This window comes from Paraburkholderia sp. BL21I4N1 (assembly GCF_002973525.1).
Taxonomy (GTDB): domain Bacteria; phylum Pseudomonadota; class Gammaproteobacteria; order Burkholderiales; family Burkholderiaceae; genus Paraburkholderia.
In genome coordinates, this window is record NZ_PVEN01000013.1 from 167,434 (window position 1) to 182,342 (window position 14,909).

Consider the following 14,909-nt stretch of genomic DNA (forward strand, 5'->3'; position numbering starts at 1 on the left):
GGGGGACGGGTCACGAGATGCGCACATCAGGCAGCGGCCTCCGGTTCGGGCGGCGTGGGTGTCGTCAGCGTGGCCGGAAACAGCGAAAGACGCAAGCCGACCAGCGCATGCAGCGCGTCACGCAGGCGGCGCGCCGAGCTCTGCGAGGCCGCGCTCGGGGTGCCGGCATTGGCCAGCCCTTGGGCGATGACGCGCGCCATGGCGGCGTCGATCGACGCCATCAGACTGTCGGGCACCGGTTCGCGCTTGCGACGGTCCACGCAGTTTTCGTAATAGGCGCGCACGTCGTCGAGTACGCGATCGATCGCGGCCGGCGCTTCGCCGGCGAGCTTGCGGGTCACGCGGCGCAGATCGAGCGCGTTGAACGCAATGCGCAGATCGCGGAAGCTTTCGATCGACGGGTGGCGATGGTCGTCGGTGGCGGCCAGACGCGGGATCAACTGCATCAGGCGGTCGAGCATGCGTGCGGCGAGATTGCGCGGATCGTCGATGGGCCGTGTCGACGCCGTGAGCGCTACGTCGGCCCAGCTCGAACGCAGCAGGCGCGAGGCCGCGAGTTCGGCGCCGAACGGGCGCGTGACGCGCGTCCACAGATACGCGTACAGCAGGCCGGCCAGACCGGCGAGATTGCTGTTCATGAAGATCAGAAAATTGGCGTCGTACGCGTCCTGAATGCTGATGAACGTGGCGGTGTTCACCGCGACCAACACCGTTGCGAGGTTGAACTGCGGACGTGGAATCAGCGTGCCGACGAAAATGAACGGTGCGGCGAACATGATGACCAGCATCGGGAAATCGTGCACGTGCGGCAGCACGGCGAACAGATAGACGCCTGCCGCCACCACGCTGATCGCGGTCGCCACGAAGAAGCGGAAAACCATCGGCGCGGGTTCGTCGAGCGCGGCGAAGAAACAGCAAGCCACCGCCGCGAGCGTCACCGCGCCCGCGCCGTCGTTCCAGCCCGAGCTGATCCACAGACTGCACGCGAGAATCACGGCCGCTGCTGCCGAACCGGTCGAGAACAGCATGATGCCGCGATCGTAGAAGCGCTCGGTGCCGCCCAGCCGCCAATGGCGAAAACGCGGCCGCCACGAGCCTTCTTCGCGCGTGATGATGATGCGCAGCGAGCGGCAGTCCTGCCACACGTCGATCACCTGTTTCATGCGCCACAGTGCGTTCGAGAGCAGCGCGCCGTCCCAGTTCGCCAGTGCGGCGGGCGGCGGCTGCATGGCCGCGATGCGCACGCGCAATGCGTCGGCGGCCGGATCGGGGTGATAGCCCGCGCTGACCGCGGGCATCGGCGCGTTGAACCATTTGATGACGTCGTTCAGTAGCGTTTCGAGCCCCTCGGGCCACGTCTGCCGGCCGCAGTGGTACAGCGCGATCAGCGGATCGGCGAGCGACGACATGATCGGCAGCAGCAATTGCATGCGGCCGCGCAGTTCATGCGCGCGCGCCAGCACGTCGGGCCGTGTGTGGTCGTAGGCCAGTTGACTCAACAACAATTCCAGCCCGTTGATGATGGACGCGAGCCGCTGCCGCGCGCCCGAAATCGCGGAACCGGCAATGCGGCCGGACAGCGTTTCGGTGGCATAGAACGCGGCGTCGCGAAACCACGCGTCGGTGCGCTCGATGATGGTCGGCGCGAGCCGGCTCGGAAACAGCGCGCTGCCCACGATGCTCGCGCAGACGATACCGAGCGTGATCTCTTCGGTGCGGCTCACCGCCAGATCGAACACGCCGCCGGGATTCGTGACCGACGGCAGCGCGATGATGGGCATCGTGTAGCCGGCCAGCAGGAACACATAGCTGCGCGCCGTGCGGTCGGACACCGCGAGATATAGCAGCGTGCCGGTCCATAACGCGACGATCACGCTGAACAGATACGGCGATTCGACGAAGGGCGGCACCAGCAGCACGGCGGCCGACGCACCCAGCGCGGTGCCGAGCGCACGATAGAGCGCCTTGGAACGGGTCGCGCCGACAAACGGATTCGACACGATGTAGACCGTTGCCATCGCCCAGTAAGGTCGCGGCAGTTCGAGTGCAAGGCCGATGTAAAGCGCAATCATCGCCGCGGCGAAGGTCTTGACCGAGAACAGCCAGTCGCGAAGGGAGGGATAGGCCATGAACCGTTATGCCGGGTCGCCGGCGTCGTGCGGCGCCGCGGTGGGTGATTTGCGTTTCTGGGGTTTGCCTGCGGTCGCCTTGGCAACCTGGTTGGCTTTCGCGGTTTTGCGGGGCGTGCCGGTTTTTCGCGCGCCGGATGCCGACGGGGTGGGCACGTCGGTGATCTGATCCGCCCGCTCGCTCGCGTCGGATGTAAACGCCGCCAGCACCCGCAAGGTCGCTTCCAGATCGCTGCGCGACACACCTTTCAATGCTTGCGCGCGCAACGTAACCAGTTCCTCTTCCATTTTCGCGGTAACCGCGCGGCCTTCTTCGGTCAGCACGACGGTTTTCGCGCGGCGATCTTCGGGATCCTCGTCACGGCGCATCAGACCTGCCGCGCACAATTGATCGAGCAGCCGCACGAGCGACGGACCTTCAATTCCGACGTGATCGGCCAGCGTGACCTGGCGCACCGCTGCGCCGAGCCGGCTGGCGGTCAACAGCGGCGTGGCGCACGCCTCGGAGACGTTGAAGGCCGCGAGCACGCCATGACTCGTGCGCCGCCATTTTCTGGCAGCCACGACCAGGGTGCTGCTGACGGTGCGGCGCAATTTATCGAGGTTCGACATGGCCGGTATTGTATTTCTAAAAAATTCGTTAGCAAACTATTGAATTGCGATTTTTTTGTGACGTGGTGAGGCGGCGCAGCAGTGGGAGGCGGGCGCCGGTCGACCGCTGCTATGTAGCATCTCCGGTAAACTTATGACGTTTAATGTCGTTAACCATACTGTTAGCCGGTCAAGCGGCATCGGTCTCCCCGCCGGCGGAATCTATTGGAAGACATCGTGACTCTGGAATTTGACAACGTGTCGCTCGCGACGCTGAACACCGCCAATCGCGAGACGTTGGACGCGTTTCCATTCGGCGTGATCGGTTTTGCCGCCGACGGCCTCGTGACCGTGTACAACGCGTTCGAATCGGCGGGCGCCGGTTTGCGCGCGGCAAACGTGCTGGGCCGTCATCTATTCGACGAAGTCGCGCCGTGCATGAACAACTTCATGGTGGCGCAGCGTTTCGAAGACGAACCCACGCTCGACGCCACCTTCCCATACGTGCTGACCCTGCGCATGCGGCCCACGCCGGTGCGGTTGCGCTTGCTGCGCGGGCCGGACATTGCAACGCGGTTCGTGCTGATCGACCGCAAGGCGGCCTAGTGGACTCTCCCGACGACGAGGCACTGGAAGAGCTTCAGGCCGAGCACGAAGCGCTGCTGTCGTTCGTGTACATGTCGCCGGTCGGCATTGTGCGCAGCGATCTGGCGGGCCGCATCGATATGATGAATCCGCTCGCCTCGCAATTGCTGATGCCGCTGGTCGGTGCGCACGGCATCGAGAATATTTTTGAAAGCCTGACCTCGGTCGCGCCGGAATTGCGCAATCTGGTGGAGAGTTTCAAGCCCGTGCGCGGCGCGGTCTGCGAGCATCATCGGATTTTCGTGACGCCGGCGCATGAGCGCGCGGTGGTGTTGTCGTGTTCGATCATCAAGATCAGCGCCGATCTGCTCATGACGGTGCTCACCGACGTGTCGCGCCAGGTCGCCGCCGAACGTCGCTCGCGCCAGACCGAATCGTGGCTCGCGGCGATCTATACCAACGTGAAAGACTTTTCGTTTTTCACGCTCGACGCGCAAGGGCGCGTGGAGAGCTGGAACGCCTCCGTCGAACGTGTGACCGGGTTCAGCGAGGCGGACACGCTCGGTCATACGCTGGCGCGCTTCTATTCGCCGGGTCAATTTCCGCCGCACCGTTCTCCCGAGCACCTGGCGTTTGCGCGTGGCCAGGGCTGGCATGTCGAAGAATGCTGGTGCGAGACGCAACGCGGCGAGCGCTACTGGGGGCAAATTCTGGTGGCGGTCTCGCGTGAGGAAAACGGCGAGTTTTCCGGCTACACGGTCGTGCTGCGCGATATCACCGAACGCAAGGTCACCGCCGACAATCTCAAGCGCCTGCTCACCACGGATCACCTGACGGGCGCGTCGAGCCGCGCGCATTTCTTCGAAACGGCCGAAGCGGAAATCGCGCGCGCGAAGCGCGACGGCGACGCGTTGTCGCTGGTCATGCTGGATGCCGATCACTTCAAGCGGATCAACGACACGGCCGGGCATCTGGCCGGCGACGAAGTGCTCAAGCGCATCGTCAGCGAAGCGACGCAATTGCTGCGTCCGCAGGACCTGTTCGCCCGCTTCGGCGGCGAGGAGTTCGTGCTGATGCTGAGTGGTGCCGACGCGCAACAGGCGGCGCAGGTGGCGGAACGCTTACGCGCGGCGGTGGAGGCGGCGCGGGTCGACACGGTGGTGGGCGAGGTGCGGGTGACCGTGAGTCTCGGTTGCGTGACGCTCAGCGAATCGCGCGCCACGCTGCAAGCGTTGTTGCATGCCGCGGACCAGGCGCTTTACGAGGCTAAAAGCGCGGGGCGTAACTGCGTGCGGTGAGTTGAAGCAGGGCGGCAGCGTGCTCCAGGCGAATCACGCAGCCAGCCCGAGCCGCACCGTGCGCGCCAGATCGTCCAGTTGAAACGGCTTGCGCAAAATCGTGCAACGTTTCACCGCCAGCCCGGAAATATCCACATCCGCGTAACCGGTCGCGAGAATCACCGGCAAGTCCTCGCGCATCTTGCGCGCCTCCGCGATCACGTCGATGCCGTTCATGCCCGGCATCGCGAAGTCGACCATCAGCAGGTCCGGCTTGTCGTCCGCCAGACGATTCAATCCCGTGCGGCCGTCCGCGGCTTCGGTCACGGTGTAGCCGAGCATCCGCAGCGACTCGACCAGCATGGCGCGGACTTCACCGTCGTCTTCCACCACTAACACGCGTTTTTCGCCGACAGCATTTGCTTCGACGTCGGAAGCCGCTTCGTTTTGCGGCGCCACGCGCTCGCGCAACGGTAGCCAGATCTCCACGGTCGTCCCCGCACCTTCCTCGCTGAACAGGCGCGCGGTGCCGCCTGCCTGCCTCGCGATACCGTAGACCTGACTCAAGCCGAGGCCGGTGCCTTTGCCGATCGGCTTGGTGGTGAAGAACGGATCGAACACACGCGAGACCACGTCGGCGGGCACGCCCGAACCGGTGTCGATCACTTCGAGCACCACGTAACGGCCGTTCGCGAGGGTTTCATCGGGCGCGGTGCGTTGTTTGACGCGAATGTCGAGCTGACCGCCGCCAGGCATCGCGTCGCGCGCGTTGATCGCGAGATTGAGAATGGCCAGTTCGAGTTGATTCGCGTCGGCCTCGGTCCACATCTCCTCGCCTTCAATCTCGTTGGTGTAACGGATGCTGGAGCCGAGCGAGACCGTGATGATGTCGCGCATGCCTTGCAGCAACGCGACCACGTCCACGGCTTTTAGATCGAGATTGCTGTTGCGCGAAAAAGTCAGCAACTGGCCGGTCAGTTTCGCGCCGCGTTCGGTCGCGCGTTTGACGGTGGCCGCCATGCCGCGAATGCGTTCGTCGCTGCTGACCCGCGCGATCAGTTCCGCGTTGACCATGATGACGTTCAGCAGATTGTTGAAGTCGTGCGCAATGCCGCCGGTGAGTTGCCCGAGCGCTTCCATCTTCTGCGACTGCACGAGCACTGCCTGCACCTTGGCGCGCTCGTGGATCTCCGTCATCAGCCGGTTGTTGGCGGAGGCGAGTTCGTGCGTGCGTTCGGCGATCCGGCTTTCCAGCGAATCGTTCAACTGCACCAACGCGTTCTGTGCCTCGATCCGTTCGGCCAGATGGCGGCGCGATTCGTACTGGCGGCCCCGCGCCCGCAGCGACGACGCCACCGCGCGCCGCAGCGTTTCCGAATTCAGCGGACGTTCGAGCACCACCACGTTGCCAAGCTGCTCAAGCACTTCCAATCCGCGCGCGGACCGGTGTCCGACCCGCGACGCGGCCAGCAGGATAAAAGGGAAATCGGACCAGGCGGGTTGCTGCTTGAGCCAGTCGAATAAACGCGATGCATGGTGATCCGTCAGCGCCTCTTCGGCAATCAACGCGCTGCCCGCGCCGGCGTCCAGTGCTTCGGTCAGCGCCTCCGCGCTGCGGTAGGCGACGCAGACGCGTTGATCTTTTGCCAGTACTTCGGCAATCACATCGGCGTCGCGGCCGAACGGCGCCAGGATAAGGACGCGTTGCTCCATGACCTGACTACCTCGACGTGTCGATGACGTGGGGCGTGGCGCCGAGCAGCGCGGTGCCGCCGCGGTACGACGGCAGGCCGGACAGCACCCCCTCGAAGTCGCGCAGCGCATCGCCCACTTCCACACCGTTGGAACTGAGCCGGAATTGACGGATCGAGCGTTCGTGCGCATTGGCGCGGCTCTTCACGGCGGTCACCGCGGTCAGCACTTCGCCGTGGTGTTCGAAATAGCGGAACAGCACGACCACGTCGCTGAGGTAGCTGATGTCGATATCGCTTTGCACTTCGCCGATGATGCCGTGCTGCCCCAGCACCAGCATCGTGACGACGCCCTGCTGGTTCAGATAGCCGAGCAGCTCGTGCATTTGCAGCAGCAGATAGCGTTCGCCGGGCATGGCCTGCAAATAGGCGTTCAAGCTGTCGATGGCGACGTATTTGACGCCTTTGTTCTCCACCGAGTTGCGCACGTCGCTCGCGAACTCGCCCGGCGAGATTTCCGCCGGATCGATCTGGCGCAATGTCAGCAGGCCGCTTTCCACGTGCGGCGCGAGGTACATGCCGAGCGTCGCGCAGCGAACGATCAGCGTGGTGAGCGTTTCGTCGAACACGTAGTAGACGCAACGTTCACCCCGCTCCAACGCCGCGATCAGACACGACACCACGGTGGTGGTTTTGCCCACGCCCGAAGGGCCTATCATCAGCGCGTTGGTGCCGGGAATCAGGCCGCCGCCGAGCAGCGCGTCGAGGCCCGGCGTGCCGGTACTGAGCACGTCGGTGAGGAAGTCCGTGTGGTGCTCGGCGGCAACCAGCCGCGGATACACGCTAATGCCGCCCGTGTCGAGCGTGAAGTCGTGGTAGCCCTCGCGGAACTTGATGCCGCGCATCTTGGCGATGCGCATGCGCCGGCGGTTGCCGCCGTAGTCGTGCACGAGGTTGTCGAGTGTGACCACGCCGTGCGCGATGCTGTGCAGTTGCACGTCGCCGGGATCGGTCGCGTTGTCGTCGAGCAGCAGCACCGTGCATTCGCGGGTGGCGAAATAGCGTTTGAGCGCGAGAATTTGCCGCCGGTAGCGCAGCGGGTTCTGCGATAGCAGACGTAATTCCGAAAGGCTGTCGAGCACGATGCGCGCGGGTTTGAGTTCATCGACCTGCTGGATCACGCTGCGCACGGTCTCGCCAAGTTCGACTTCGGCCGGGTGCAGCACGGTCTGCTCGTACTGCGGATCGAGGCCTTCGTCGGAGAGCAGTTCGAGGATCGTAAACCGGCTGATGTCCCAGCCATGGCTTGCGGCGACCGAGATCAACTCGTCGCGGGTTTCGGACAGGGTGATGTACAGGCCGACCTGTCCTTCTTCGACACCCTCAAGTAAGAATTGCAACGCCAGGGTAGTTTTACCTGTACCGGGCGCGCCCTCCACGAGGTACATGCGGTGAGGCGTGAGACCGCCTCCGAGGATGTCGTCGATGCCTTCGATCCCGGAAGAAAGGCGGCCCTTCTGATTGGCGGCGAGTTGGTTTGACATGGCGTGTGGTTCGCGTCATTGAATGACCGGCAATTGCAATTGCCCGGCCGGTACGGCGAGGCTGCAATTAATGTGCCTATCCGCATGGCCAAGGGCTTGCCCCGCGCGAGTCACCATGACCTACTCGTGCGCGCGTGCCGTCACCAACTGAATGAAGCGCGTCGCCGCGCTGTTCTGCAGCGCCGCGGGGTAGGCCAGATGCAAGGGCGCACTCAGCCTGGAAGGGTTGGCGAGCGTGCAATACACGGTGCCGACCTGGTCGTAACGTTGCATCGACGCGGGCACCAGCGTCACGCCCAAACCGGCCGCGACGAGGTTGATGCCGGACACCATGCGCGGCACTTCGCGCGCGATTCGCGGCACGAAGCCGGCCTGCCGGCAAGCGGCGAGGATGTCGGCATACATGCCGGGCGCGCCTGGCCGCCGGACCAGGATGAAGTCCTCCTGTGCCAGCGCTTTCAACGACACCTGGGGACGCTTCTTGCCCGCGCCTTTGAGCAGGGGGTGCCCGGCCGGCAATACCACGACCATCGGCTCGTCGAGCAGCAGGTCGAACGCCACGCCTTCGCGCGCGTCGACCGGTTTGCGGAGAAACGCGGCCTGGATCTGACCTGCGGCCAGACGCTCGATGATTTCCGCCGCGTTGAGCTCGGCCAGTTCCACGGCCACCTCCGGACATACCGCCCGGAACGCGCGGATCGCCTCGGTCGTGAACGGATGAAACGCGGCCGAGCTGGTCAGCCCGATCGAAATCGTGCCGAGTTCGCCGCGCGCAATCCGGTTGGCTTTCTCCACCGACTGCTGAAGCTCGTGCAACAGACGTTGCGAGTCTTCCGCAAACGCCTGGCCCGCCGGTGTCAACGTCACGCCGCGCGGCATGCGAACGAACAGCTCGAAGCCGATCTCTTCTTCCAGCGCGCGAATCTGTTGCGATAGCGGCGGCTGCTGCATGGCCAGCCGTTCAGCGGCGCGCGTGAATTGGCCTTCTTCGGCGACCGCCAGAAAGTAGCGCAGATGACGCAGTTCCATGATGTTCCGTCTCCCGGGCGCGCGGTGCACGCCACCCCATGCCATATTTAATATATATGGACGATGCGTAAAACAGGTATTTTACATTTACCACGGCCAATCCTACGATCTCGTTCATCGCATCGACCGATGCCTGTGCCGCCCCGGGCGAGCAGGCGGATCACGTTGCGACATAAAACAAAATCGACCGGAGACGTCAGTGAAAAAACAATATGCGGTGGCTGCCCTGGCCATGATGGGTTGCGCGGGCGCGCAGGCGCAGGCCTCGGTTACGTTGTACGGCCTGATCGACACCAACCTCGAATTCCTCAACCATGCGGGTGCTAGTGGCGGATCGCTAGTGCGGGAGAATTCCGGCGGTCTGAGCAATTCGCGCTTCGGTTTTCGCGGCACGGAAGATCTCGGCGGCGGCAACAAGGCGTTCTTTATTCTCGAGGCCGGATTCAACGGTAACGACGGCACCAATGCGACCGCAGGCGTGCTGTTCAATCGCACTGCGGCGGTGGGTGTCGCGAACGACGCCTACGGCGCTTTGTCGGCGGGTTTGCAGTACACGGCGATGTACGACACGTTGATCAAATATGACCCGATGGTTTTCGGCCAGCAGTACACGTGGATGCCCACCACCGGCTCCGTGGACAGCTTTTCGTTCAAGGCCCGCGTGAACAATTCGGTCAAGTACGTGGGCCACTTCGGCGGTTTGACGGCCACGGGGGTGTACAGCTTCGGCGGCACGGCGGATTCGTTTCAGAGCAGTGCCGCGTACGGCGGCGCGCTCGACTACGATAGCGGCAGTTTCGCGGCGGCGCTCGCCTACGACTACCGCAACGGCGCGATCAATTCCACCGGCATGTGGACCAAATCGCGCAACTGGAGTGCGTCGGCGCGTGAACAGGTCGGCGATTTCACGGTGATGGGCGGCTACGAGCACTATCTGTACAACCCGACCAAGGGCGCGACCGTGTCGTCGGCATTATGGTTCGGCGGTCTGCGCTATCTGATTGCGCCACAGTTTCGCGTGACGGTCGCCGAGTATTACCAGAGCAACAAGGCGGCCAACGTGTCGAACTCGTTGATGAGCGTGCTGGGTGCGGACTATATTCTGTCGAAGCGAACCGATGTGTACGCAACCGTCGCCTACGCCGCATCCACGCGCTACGCCAACGACAAATACACGCAGGTCGGTTTGACGAGCGACACCGCATTCGGTCCGAATCAGACCGGCGTGACGCTCGGTATCCGCCACCGGTTTTGAGCGATCGGGCTTTTCAACGACGGATTCGACGATGCGCCGCGTTCAAGTCTCAAGACAGCGCACGGTAATCAGGAGCTAGCGGCATGACCTTTTCTCTCTCACGACGCGCCGCGACACTATGCGCTGCAGCAGGCGTGACCGTTTTGACGGCGTTCGCGCAACCGGCGTTGGCGGTTCACGCGTACAAGGCACATTTGAGGCCGGTCGCGGTGATCTCCGACACGCGGTTCACGATCGACACGCCGCAAGGGCATGCCGAATTTCCGCTGTATCTGTCGAAGGACTGGAACGTCGCGCAGCCCCAGGTGACACGGGCGGTGATCGTGATCCACGGCAAGCTGCGTAACGCCGACGTGTACTACCGCACCGCGCAGAATGCCCGCGACGCCGCGCATGCCGATCCCGACGCCACGCTGCTGATCGCGCCGCAATTCCTCGCCAACCTCGATCTACGTGTGCATGACGAACCCGCCGACATGCTGCGCTGGACCGGCGACGCCTGGATGGGCGGCGAAGCGGCACGCGCGCCGCTGCCGATCGGTTCGTACGAAGTACTGGACGCGATCGTCGCGCGACTCGCCGATCGCAAGCTGTTCCCGAATCTGCGGCACGTGGTGTTCGCCGGCCATTCGGGCGGCGGCCAGGTGGTGCAGCGCTACGCGGTCGCCGGACGCAACATTGCCGCACTGACTGGCGAAGGCATCGACGTGCGATACGTGGTGGCGAGTCCGTCCACCTACGCTTACTTCGACGCATCGAGGCCCAACGCCCAAGGTGTCGCCGCACCGTTCGACGCCGCGCAATGCCCCGACTTCAATCAATGGAAGTACGGCATGGACAACCGCCCGCCGTATCTCGACGACCGCTCCCCCGCGCAACTCGAAGCGGGCTACGCGGCGCGCCGGATCGACTATCTCGTCGGCGGCGCGGACGACGATCCCCAGCAAAGCGCGCTCGACAGATCCTGCGCGGCGGAAGCGCAAGGACCGCAGCGCGTGGCGCGCGCGATGGCGTATTACGCGTATATGCAGTCGCGTCATCCGCAGGGTTTGAATCAGCGCTTTCATATCGTGCCGGGTGTCGGTCACGACGGCGCGCGGATGCTGACGTCGGTGTGCGCGTTGTCGGCCATGTTCGGAACCGAGGGGTGCGAGCCATGAACGAGGCAGCCTTCGATCGGCGCGACGACGCGCTGTCCAGTGCCGATCCTTCGAGCGTGCTGAGCCCGGCCATGGTGCGGCGCGCGATCTTCGCGTCCGTGCTCGGCAACGGCCTCGAATGGTTCGACTTTCTGATCTACGGTTACTTCGCGAAGATCATCGCGCAAGTGTTCTTTCCCGGTGGCAGCGGCTTCGTGTCGATCATGCTGACGCTCGCCACGTTCGCCGTCGGTTTTATCGTGCGGCCGATCGGCGGCATTCTGCTCGGCGTATACGCGGACCGGGCGGGACGTCGCAAGGCGCTCTCGCTGCTGATCATTTCGATGGCCGCCAGCACGCTGCTGATGGGGCTCACGCCGAGCTATGCGCGGATCGGTATCGCGGCGCCGCTGCTCGTCGTGCTGGCGCGCTTGCTTCAAGGGCTCTCGGTGGGCGGGCAGTTCGCGACGGCATCCGCGATGCTGGTCGAGTACGCGCCGCCGCACAAGAAGATGTTCTATGGCAGCTTCAACATGTCGGCGCAGGCGTTCGCGTTGCTGCTGTCGTCCGGCGTCGGCTATCTGCTGACCACGCAGTTGACGCATGAACAACTGGTGGCGTGGGGTTGGCGTCTGCCGTTTCTGTTCGGCGCGCTGGCCGGTCCGTTCGGCTTTTATATCCGCCATCGCGTGGCGGAGTCGCCCGAGTTCGAGCGGCTGCTCGAGCATCAGGAGAAGCCGCCGCGCGTCACGATCCGACAGTTCTTCCGCGACAACGGCGATGCGGCGATCTGCGCGATGGGCGTGATTATCGTCGGGGCGGCGACGAATTATGTGTGGCACTCGTATCTGTCGGTGTATGTCGAGCGGCAATTGCATTTGCCGCTGTCTACGGCGTTGCTGGGTGCGTTCGTGTCGGGAGCGTTGAATCTGTTTCTGTTTCCGTTGTCGGGCAAGCTCGCCGATCGTTACGGCGCTTACCGCCTGTTCTATCCGATCGTGATCGCGTGGATGGTGTGCGTGTATCCGCTCTATCACTTCGTCGTGACCAATCCGACGCCTGGGCATCTGTTCATTGCGCAGATGGTCGCCACGGTGTTTCTCGCGGCAATGTCCGGCGCGCATCCGGGGATGCTCGCGACGCTTTTCCCGGTGCGTAGCCGCTCGGCGGGTGTGGCGCTGTCGTACAACATTGCGGTGACGCTGTTCGGCGGCATGGCGCCGCTGACTATTACCGGTTTGACGCGCGTCACGGGCAGCAGTCTCACGCCGGCGTTTTACCTGATTTTTGCCGGTTTCGTGTCGCTGGCGATGGTGTATTTCACGCGTGCCGGGCGAGCGCACGGCGGCGTGGCGGCGAGGCCCGCCACTCATTAGATTAACCACGAGCTTATTGCATGACCCAGCCTTTGAACACGGACGACGAACGCGCGCCGAATGAACGCCCGGTCGCGGCGGTGGCTAGCCGCCATCTGAACGTCACGACGCCGGCCGGCAGCGGCACGGTGCCGGTCTTCACGAACGGCGACTGGCTTGCGCCGACGCGCGCCGTGCGGCGCGCGGTGATTCTGATTCACGGACGTTTGCGCAACGGCGATACCTACTTCGATCTGGCGCAAAGCGCCTGCGAACTGGCCGGCGGCAGCGCAGACGATACCCTGCTGATCGTGCCGCAGTTTCTCGCCAGTGCCGACGTGGAAGCGCATGATGTGCCGCCTTCCACGTTGCATTGGGAGTGGACCGGCTGGATGGGCGGCGACAACGCCGTCGGACCGGCGCCGCTCAGTTCGTTCGATGTGCTCGACGCGATTCTGGACACGCTCGCTTCGCGCGAGCAGTTCGCGTCGCTGACCGAGGTGGTAATCGCGGGGCATTCGGGCGGTGGGCAGGTCGTGCAGCGCTACGCGGTGGTCGCGCGCGGCGATGCGCCGCTGACGGCGCGCGGTATCGCGCTGCGTTATGTGGTGGCGAATCCTTCGTCGTATGTCTATTTCGATGCAATGCGGCCGGGGGCGTCGGGGGAATTCGCGACGTTCGATGCGGCGCTGTGCCCGTCGTTTAATCGCTGGAAGTATGGGCTCGAGGCTCTGCCCGCGTATGCAATGGGTGAGGGCGGGCTGGGTGACGACGGCGATGCCGCGGCGCTTCTCGAAGCGCGGTATGCGCAGCGTGACGTCACCGTGCTGCTAGGCGGCGCGGATTGCGATCCGCGGCATCCTGCGCTCGACCGGTCTTGCGCGGCGTTGACGCAAGGGGAACATCGCTTGGGGCGTGGACTCGCTTACGCGCGGTATATGGCGTTGCGTCATCCACAGGGGCTGGCGACGCATCGCACGTTCGTGATCGACGGTGTCGGGCATGACGCCAAGGGGATTTTTGCATCGCCGCAAGGGCGCGCGGCGTTGTTCGGTGACGGAGCGTGATGCGGTTTCGAGCCGACCCGGATAGGCATGCGCCGTGCTACTCCTGATCGCGTTAGTGCTCCCACTCCTCGAAGGATCGCGCCGACATGACCAGGACCCGACTATTCTCCGCCACGCTTGCCGCTGCCTCTTTTTCGGCATGGGTTGCAGTCGTTTTGCCGTGCGGTAACGCTTATGCCGACGATGCCCCCAGCCCCTGCGCAGCGCTCAAACGCATCGTGGCGGCCGCGCCGGGCGGCCTGTCCTCGCTGACGCCTGACGACGGCAAAGGTGTCGCGCAACCCTACGGCGACGACGCCCAATGTTCCGCCGGCCACGGCAGCTATCAATGCATGTGGACGCCGCACCACGACGCGGGCTCGAATGCGGATGCGCTGCAAGCCGTCGCGGCCGACGTCGCGTCCTGTTTGCCGGAGGCGACGCATGATCAGAATTCGCCTGCACGTCAGCATTTTTATGTTGGTGCGCCGGGCAAACGTACGGAAATCACGCTTGCGCCGACGGGCTCGAACAAGTTGCGGCTCGTTGTGTCGGGCAAGTGATTGGCTCGGGTAGATGGCGCGTTTCCGTTGAGCTGACGCTCGACGGTTAGCGCGACGTGGCTGGCCACCAACTCCAGCCACGTCGCGAGTATCGAAGTTCAATCACCGAAAGCGGCGCGATCTCGATGCGTGGAAACACCGCGGGCGCAGCGCCAAGCACGGATACGATCGCGGCCCGCAGCACCGGCGCGTGCGTGACGGCGACCACGTTGTGTATCTCGTTGGTCTGGGATACGTGGTTCGTCTGTTCACTTAGCGCTTCCAACCATTCCCCTGTCCGCGTCACGAGTTGACTGAACGACTCGCCGCCGGGCGCCGTCGCGTCTGGCTCGCGGGTCCATGCGGCGAGTTTTTCCGGTGCTTCGATCATGAGATCGGCGAGGCGCCGGCCATGCCAGTTGCCGTAGTGCATGTCCGCCAAATGCGCGTCGACTATCGCCGTCAGGCCCAAGGCTTGGGCCGTTTCGCGCGCGCAGGCGGCGGGGCTGACCAGGACGGTTGCATGATCGGGGGTCGACAGAGAGGAACGCGCGGCCTGGATTTCAGCAAGGCCGCGTGGGTCGAGTGGAGCAAGTGAGTCGGCGGCGGGAAAGCGGCCTGCACGCATCGCGGCGGTCGAGGCGTGGCTAATCAGTAATAGCCGAATTTCCATACTGCTGGGTTTCCTTGCAATTGGCGCCCGGATCGAAGCCATGCATTCGCGCG

The 14,909-nt window shown here is 64.1% G+C and carries 13 protein-coding genes; 7 read left to right on the forward strand and 6 right to left on the reverse strand.

The window, feature by feature from the left end; genetic code table 11:
- Window positions 1-26: 26 nt before the first annotated feature.
- A complete protein-coding gene (locus tag B0G83_RS27655; RefSeq protein WP_105510562.1) occupies window positions 27-2,129 on the reverse strand; it encodes an FUSC family protein in 2,103 nt (700 codons plus the stop codon).
- Between the two features lie 6 nt (window positions 2,130-2,135).
- Window positions 2,136-2,741, reverse strand: a complete 606-nt coding sequence (locus B0G83_RS27660; RefSeq protein WP_105510563.1) for a MarR family winged helix-turn-helix transcriptional regulator — start codon at window positions 2,739-2,741, stop codon at window positions 2,136-2,138.
- Window positions 2,742-2,957: 216 nt separating this feature from the next.
- Here B0G83_RS27660 and B0G83_RS27665 point away from each other — a divergent pair, with 216 nt between their 5' ends.
- Both B0G83_RS27665 and B0G83_RS27670 read left to right on the forward strand, forming a co-directional pair.
- On the forward strand, window positions 2,958-3,326 hold the full coding sequence (locus B0G83_RS27665) for a phosphonate transporter (protein WP_105510603.1): 369 nt from the start codon (window positions 2,958-2,960) through the stop codon (window positions 3,324-3,326).
- On the forward strand, window positions 3,326-4,603 hold the full coding sequence (locus B0G83_RS27670) for a sensor domain-containing diguanylate cyclase (RefSeq protein WP_105510564.1): 1,278 nt from the start codon (window positions 3,326-3,328) through the stop codon (window positions 4,601-4,603). Before B0G83_RS27665 ends, B0G83_RS27670 begins: the two co-directional genes overlap by 1 nt.
- A gap of 33 nt (window positions 4,604-4,636) precedes the next feature.
- Here B0G83_RS27670 and B0G83_RS27675 read toward each other — a convergent pair whose 3' ends face one another.
- From B0G83_RS27675 to B0G83_RS27685, 3 genes are all read right to left on the reverse strand, one after another.
- Window positions 4,637-6,295 (reverse strand): ATP-binding protein, encoded by a 1,659-nt coding sequence (locus tag B0G83_RS27675; RefSeq protein WP_105510565.1) that lies wholly within the window; start codon window positions 6,293-6,295, stop codon window positions 4,637-4,639.
- Window positions 6,296-6,302: 7 nt separating this feature from the next.
- Window positions 6,303-7,817, reverse strand: a complete 1,515-nt coding sequence (locus B0G83_RS27680; protein ID WP_105510566.1) for an ATPase domain-containing protein — start codon at window positions 7,815-7,817, stop codon at window positions 6,303-6,305.
- Between the two features lie 120 nt (window positions 7,818-7,937).
- Window positions 7,938-8,846, reverse strand: coding sequence for a LysR family transcriptional regulator (locus B0G83_RS27685; RefSeq protein WP_105510604.1), 909 nt, complete (start codon window positions 8,844-8,846; stop codon window positions 7,938-7,940).
- Between the two features lie 199 nt (window positions 8,847-9,045).
- Here B0G83_RS27685 and B0G83_RS27690 point away from each other — a divergent pair, with 199 nt between their 5' ends.
- The 5 genes from B0G83_RS27690 (at window position 9,046) to B0G83_RS27710 (ending at window position 14,204) form a co-directional block, all read left to right on the forward strand.
- A complete protein-coding gene (locus B0G83_RS27690) occupies window positions 9,046-10,101 on the forward strand; it encodes a porin (protein ID WP_105510567.1) in 1,056 nt (351 codons plus the stop codon).
- 83 nt (window positions 10,102-10,184) lie between these two features.
- Window positions 10,185-11,261 carry a hypothetical protein gene (locus B0G83_RS27695; RefSeq protein ID WP_105510568.1) on the forward strand — a complete coding sequence of 359 codons (1,077 nt, stop codon included), beginning with the start codon at window positions 10,185-10,187 and terminating at the stop codon, window positions 11,259-11,261.
- On the forward strand, window positions 11,258-12,616 hold the full coding sequence (locus tag B0G83_RS27700) for an MFS transporter (protein ID WP_105510569.1): 1,359 nt from the start codon (window positions 11,258-11,260) through the stop codon (window positions 12,614-12,616). Before B0G83_RS27695 ends, B0G83_RS27700 begins: the two co-directional genes overlap by 4 nt.
- 20 nt (window positions 12,617-12,636) lie before the next feature.
- On the forward strand, window positions 12,637-13,662 hold the full coding sequence (locus B0G83_RS27705; protein WP_105510570.1) for a hypothetical protein: 1,026 nt from the start codon (window positions 12,637-12,639) through the stop codon (window positions 13,660-13,662).
- 86 nt (window positions 13,663-13,748) lie between these two features.
- Entirely contained in the window at window positions 13,749-14,204 is a 456-nt protein-coding gene (locus B0G83_RS27710) for a hypothetical protein (protein ID WP_105510571.1), read from the forward strand.
- A gap of 46 nt (window positions 14,205-14,250) precedes the next feature.
- Here B0G83_RS27710 and B0G83_RS27715 read toward each other — a convergent pair whose 3' ends face one another.
- Complete coding sequence (locus tag B0G83_RS27715) at window positions 14,251-14,856, reverse strand: histidine phosphatase family protein (protein WP_105510572.1); 606 nt, start codon at window positions 14,854-14,856, stop codon at window positions 14,251-14,253.
- Between the last annotated feature and the right edge of the window lie 53 nt (window positions 14,857-14,909).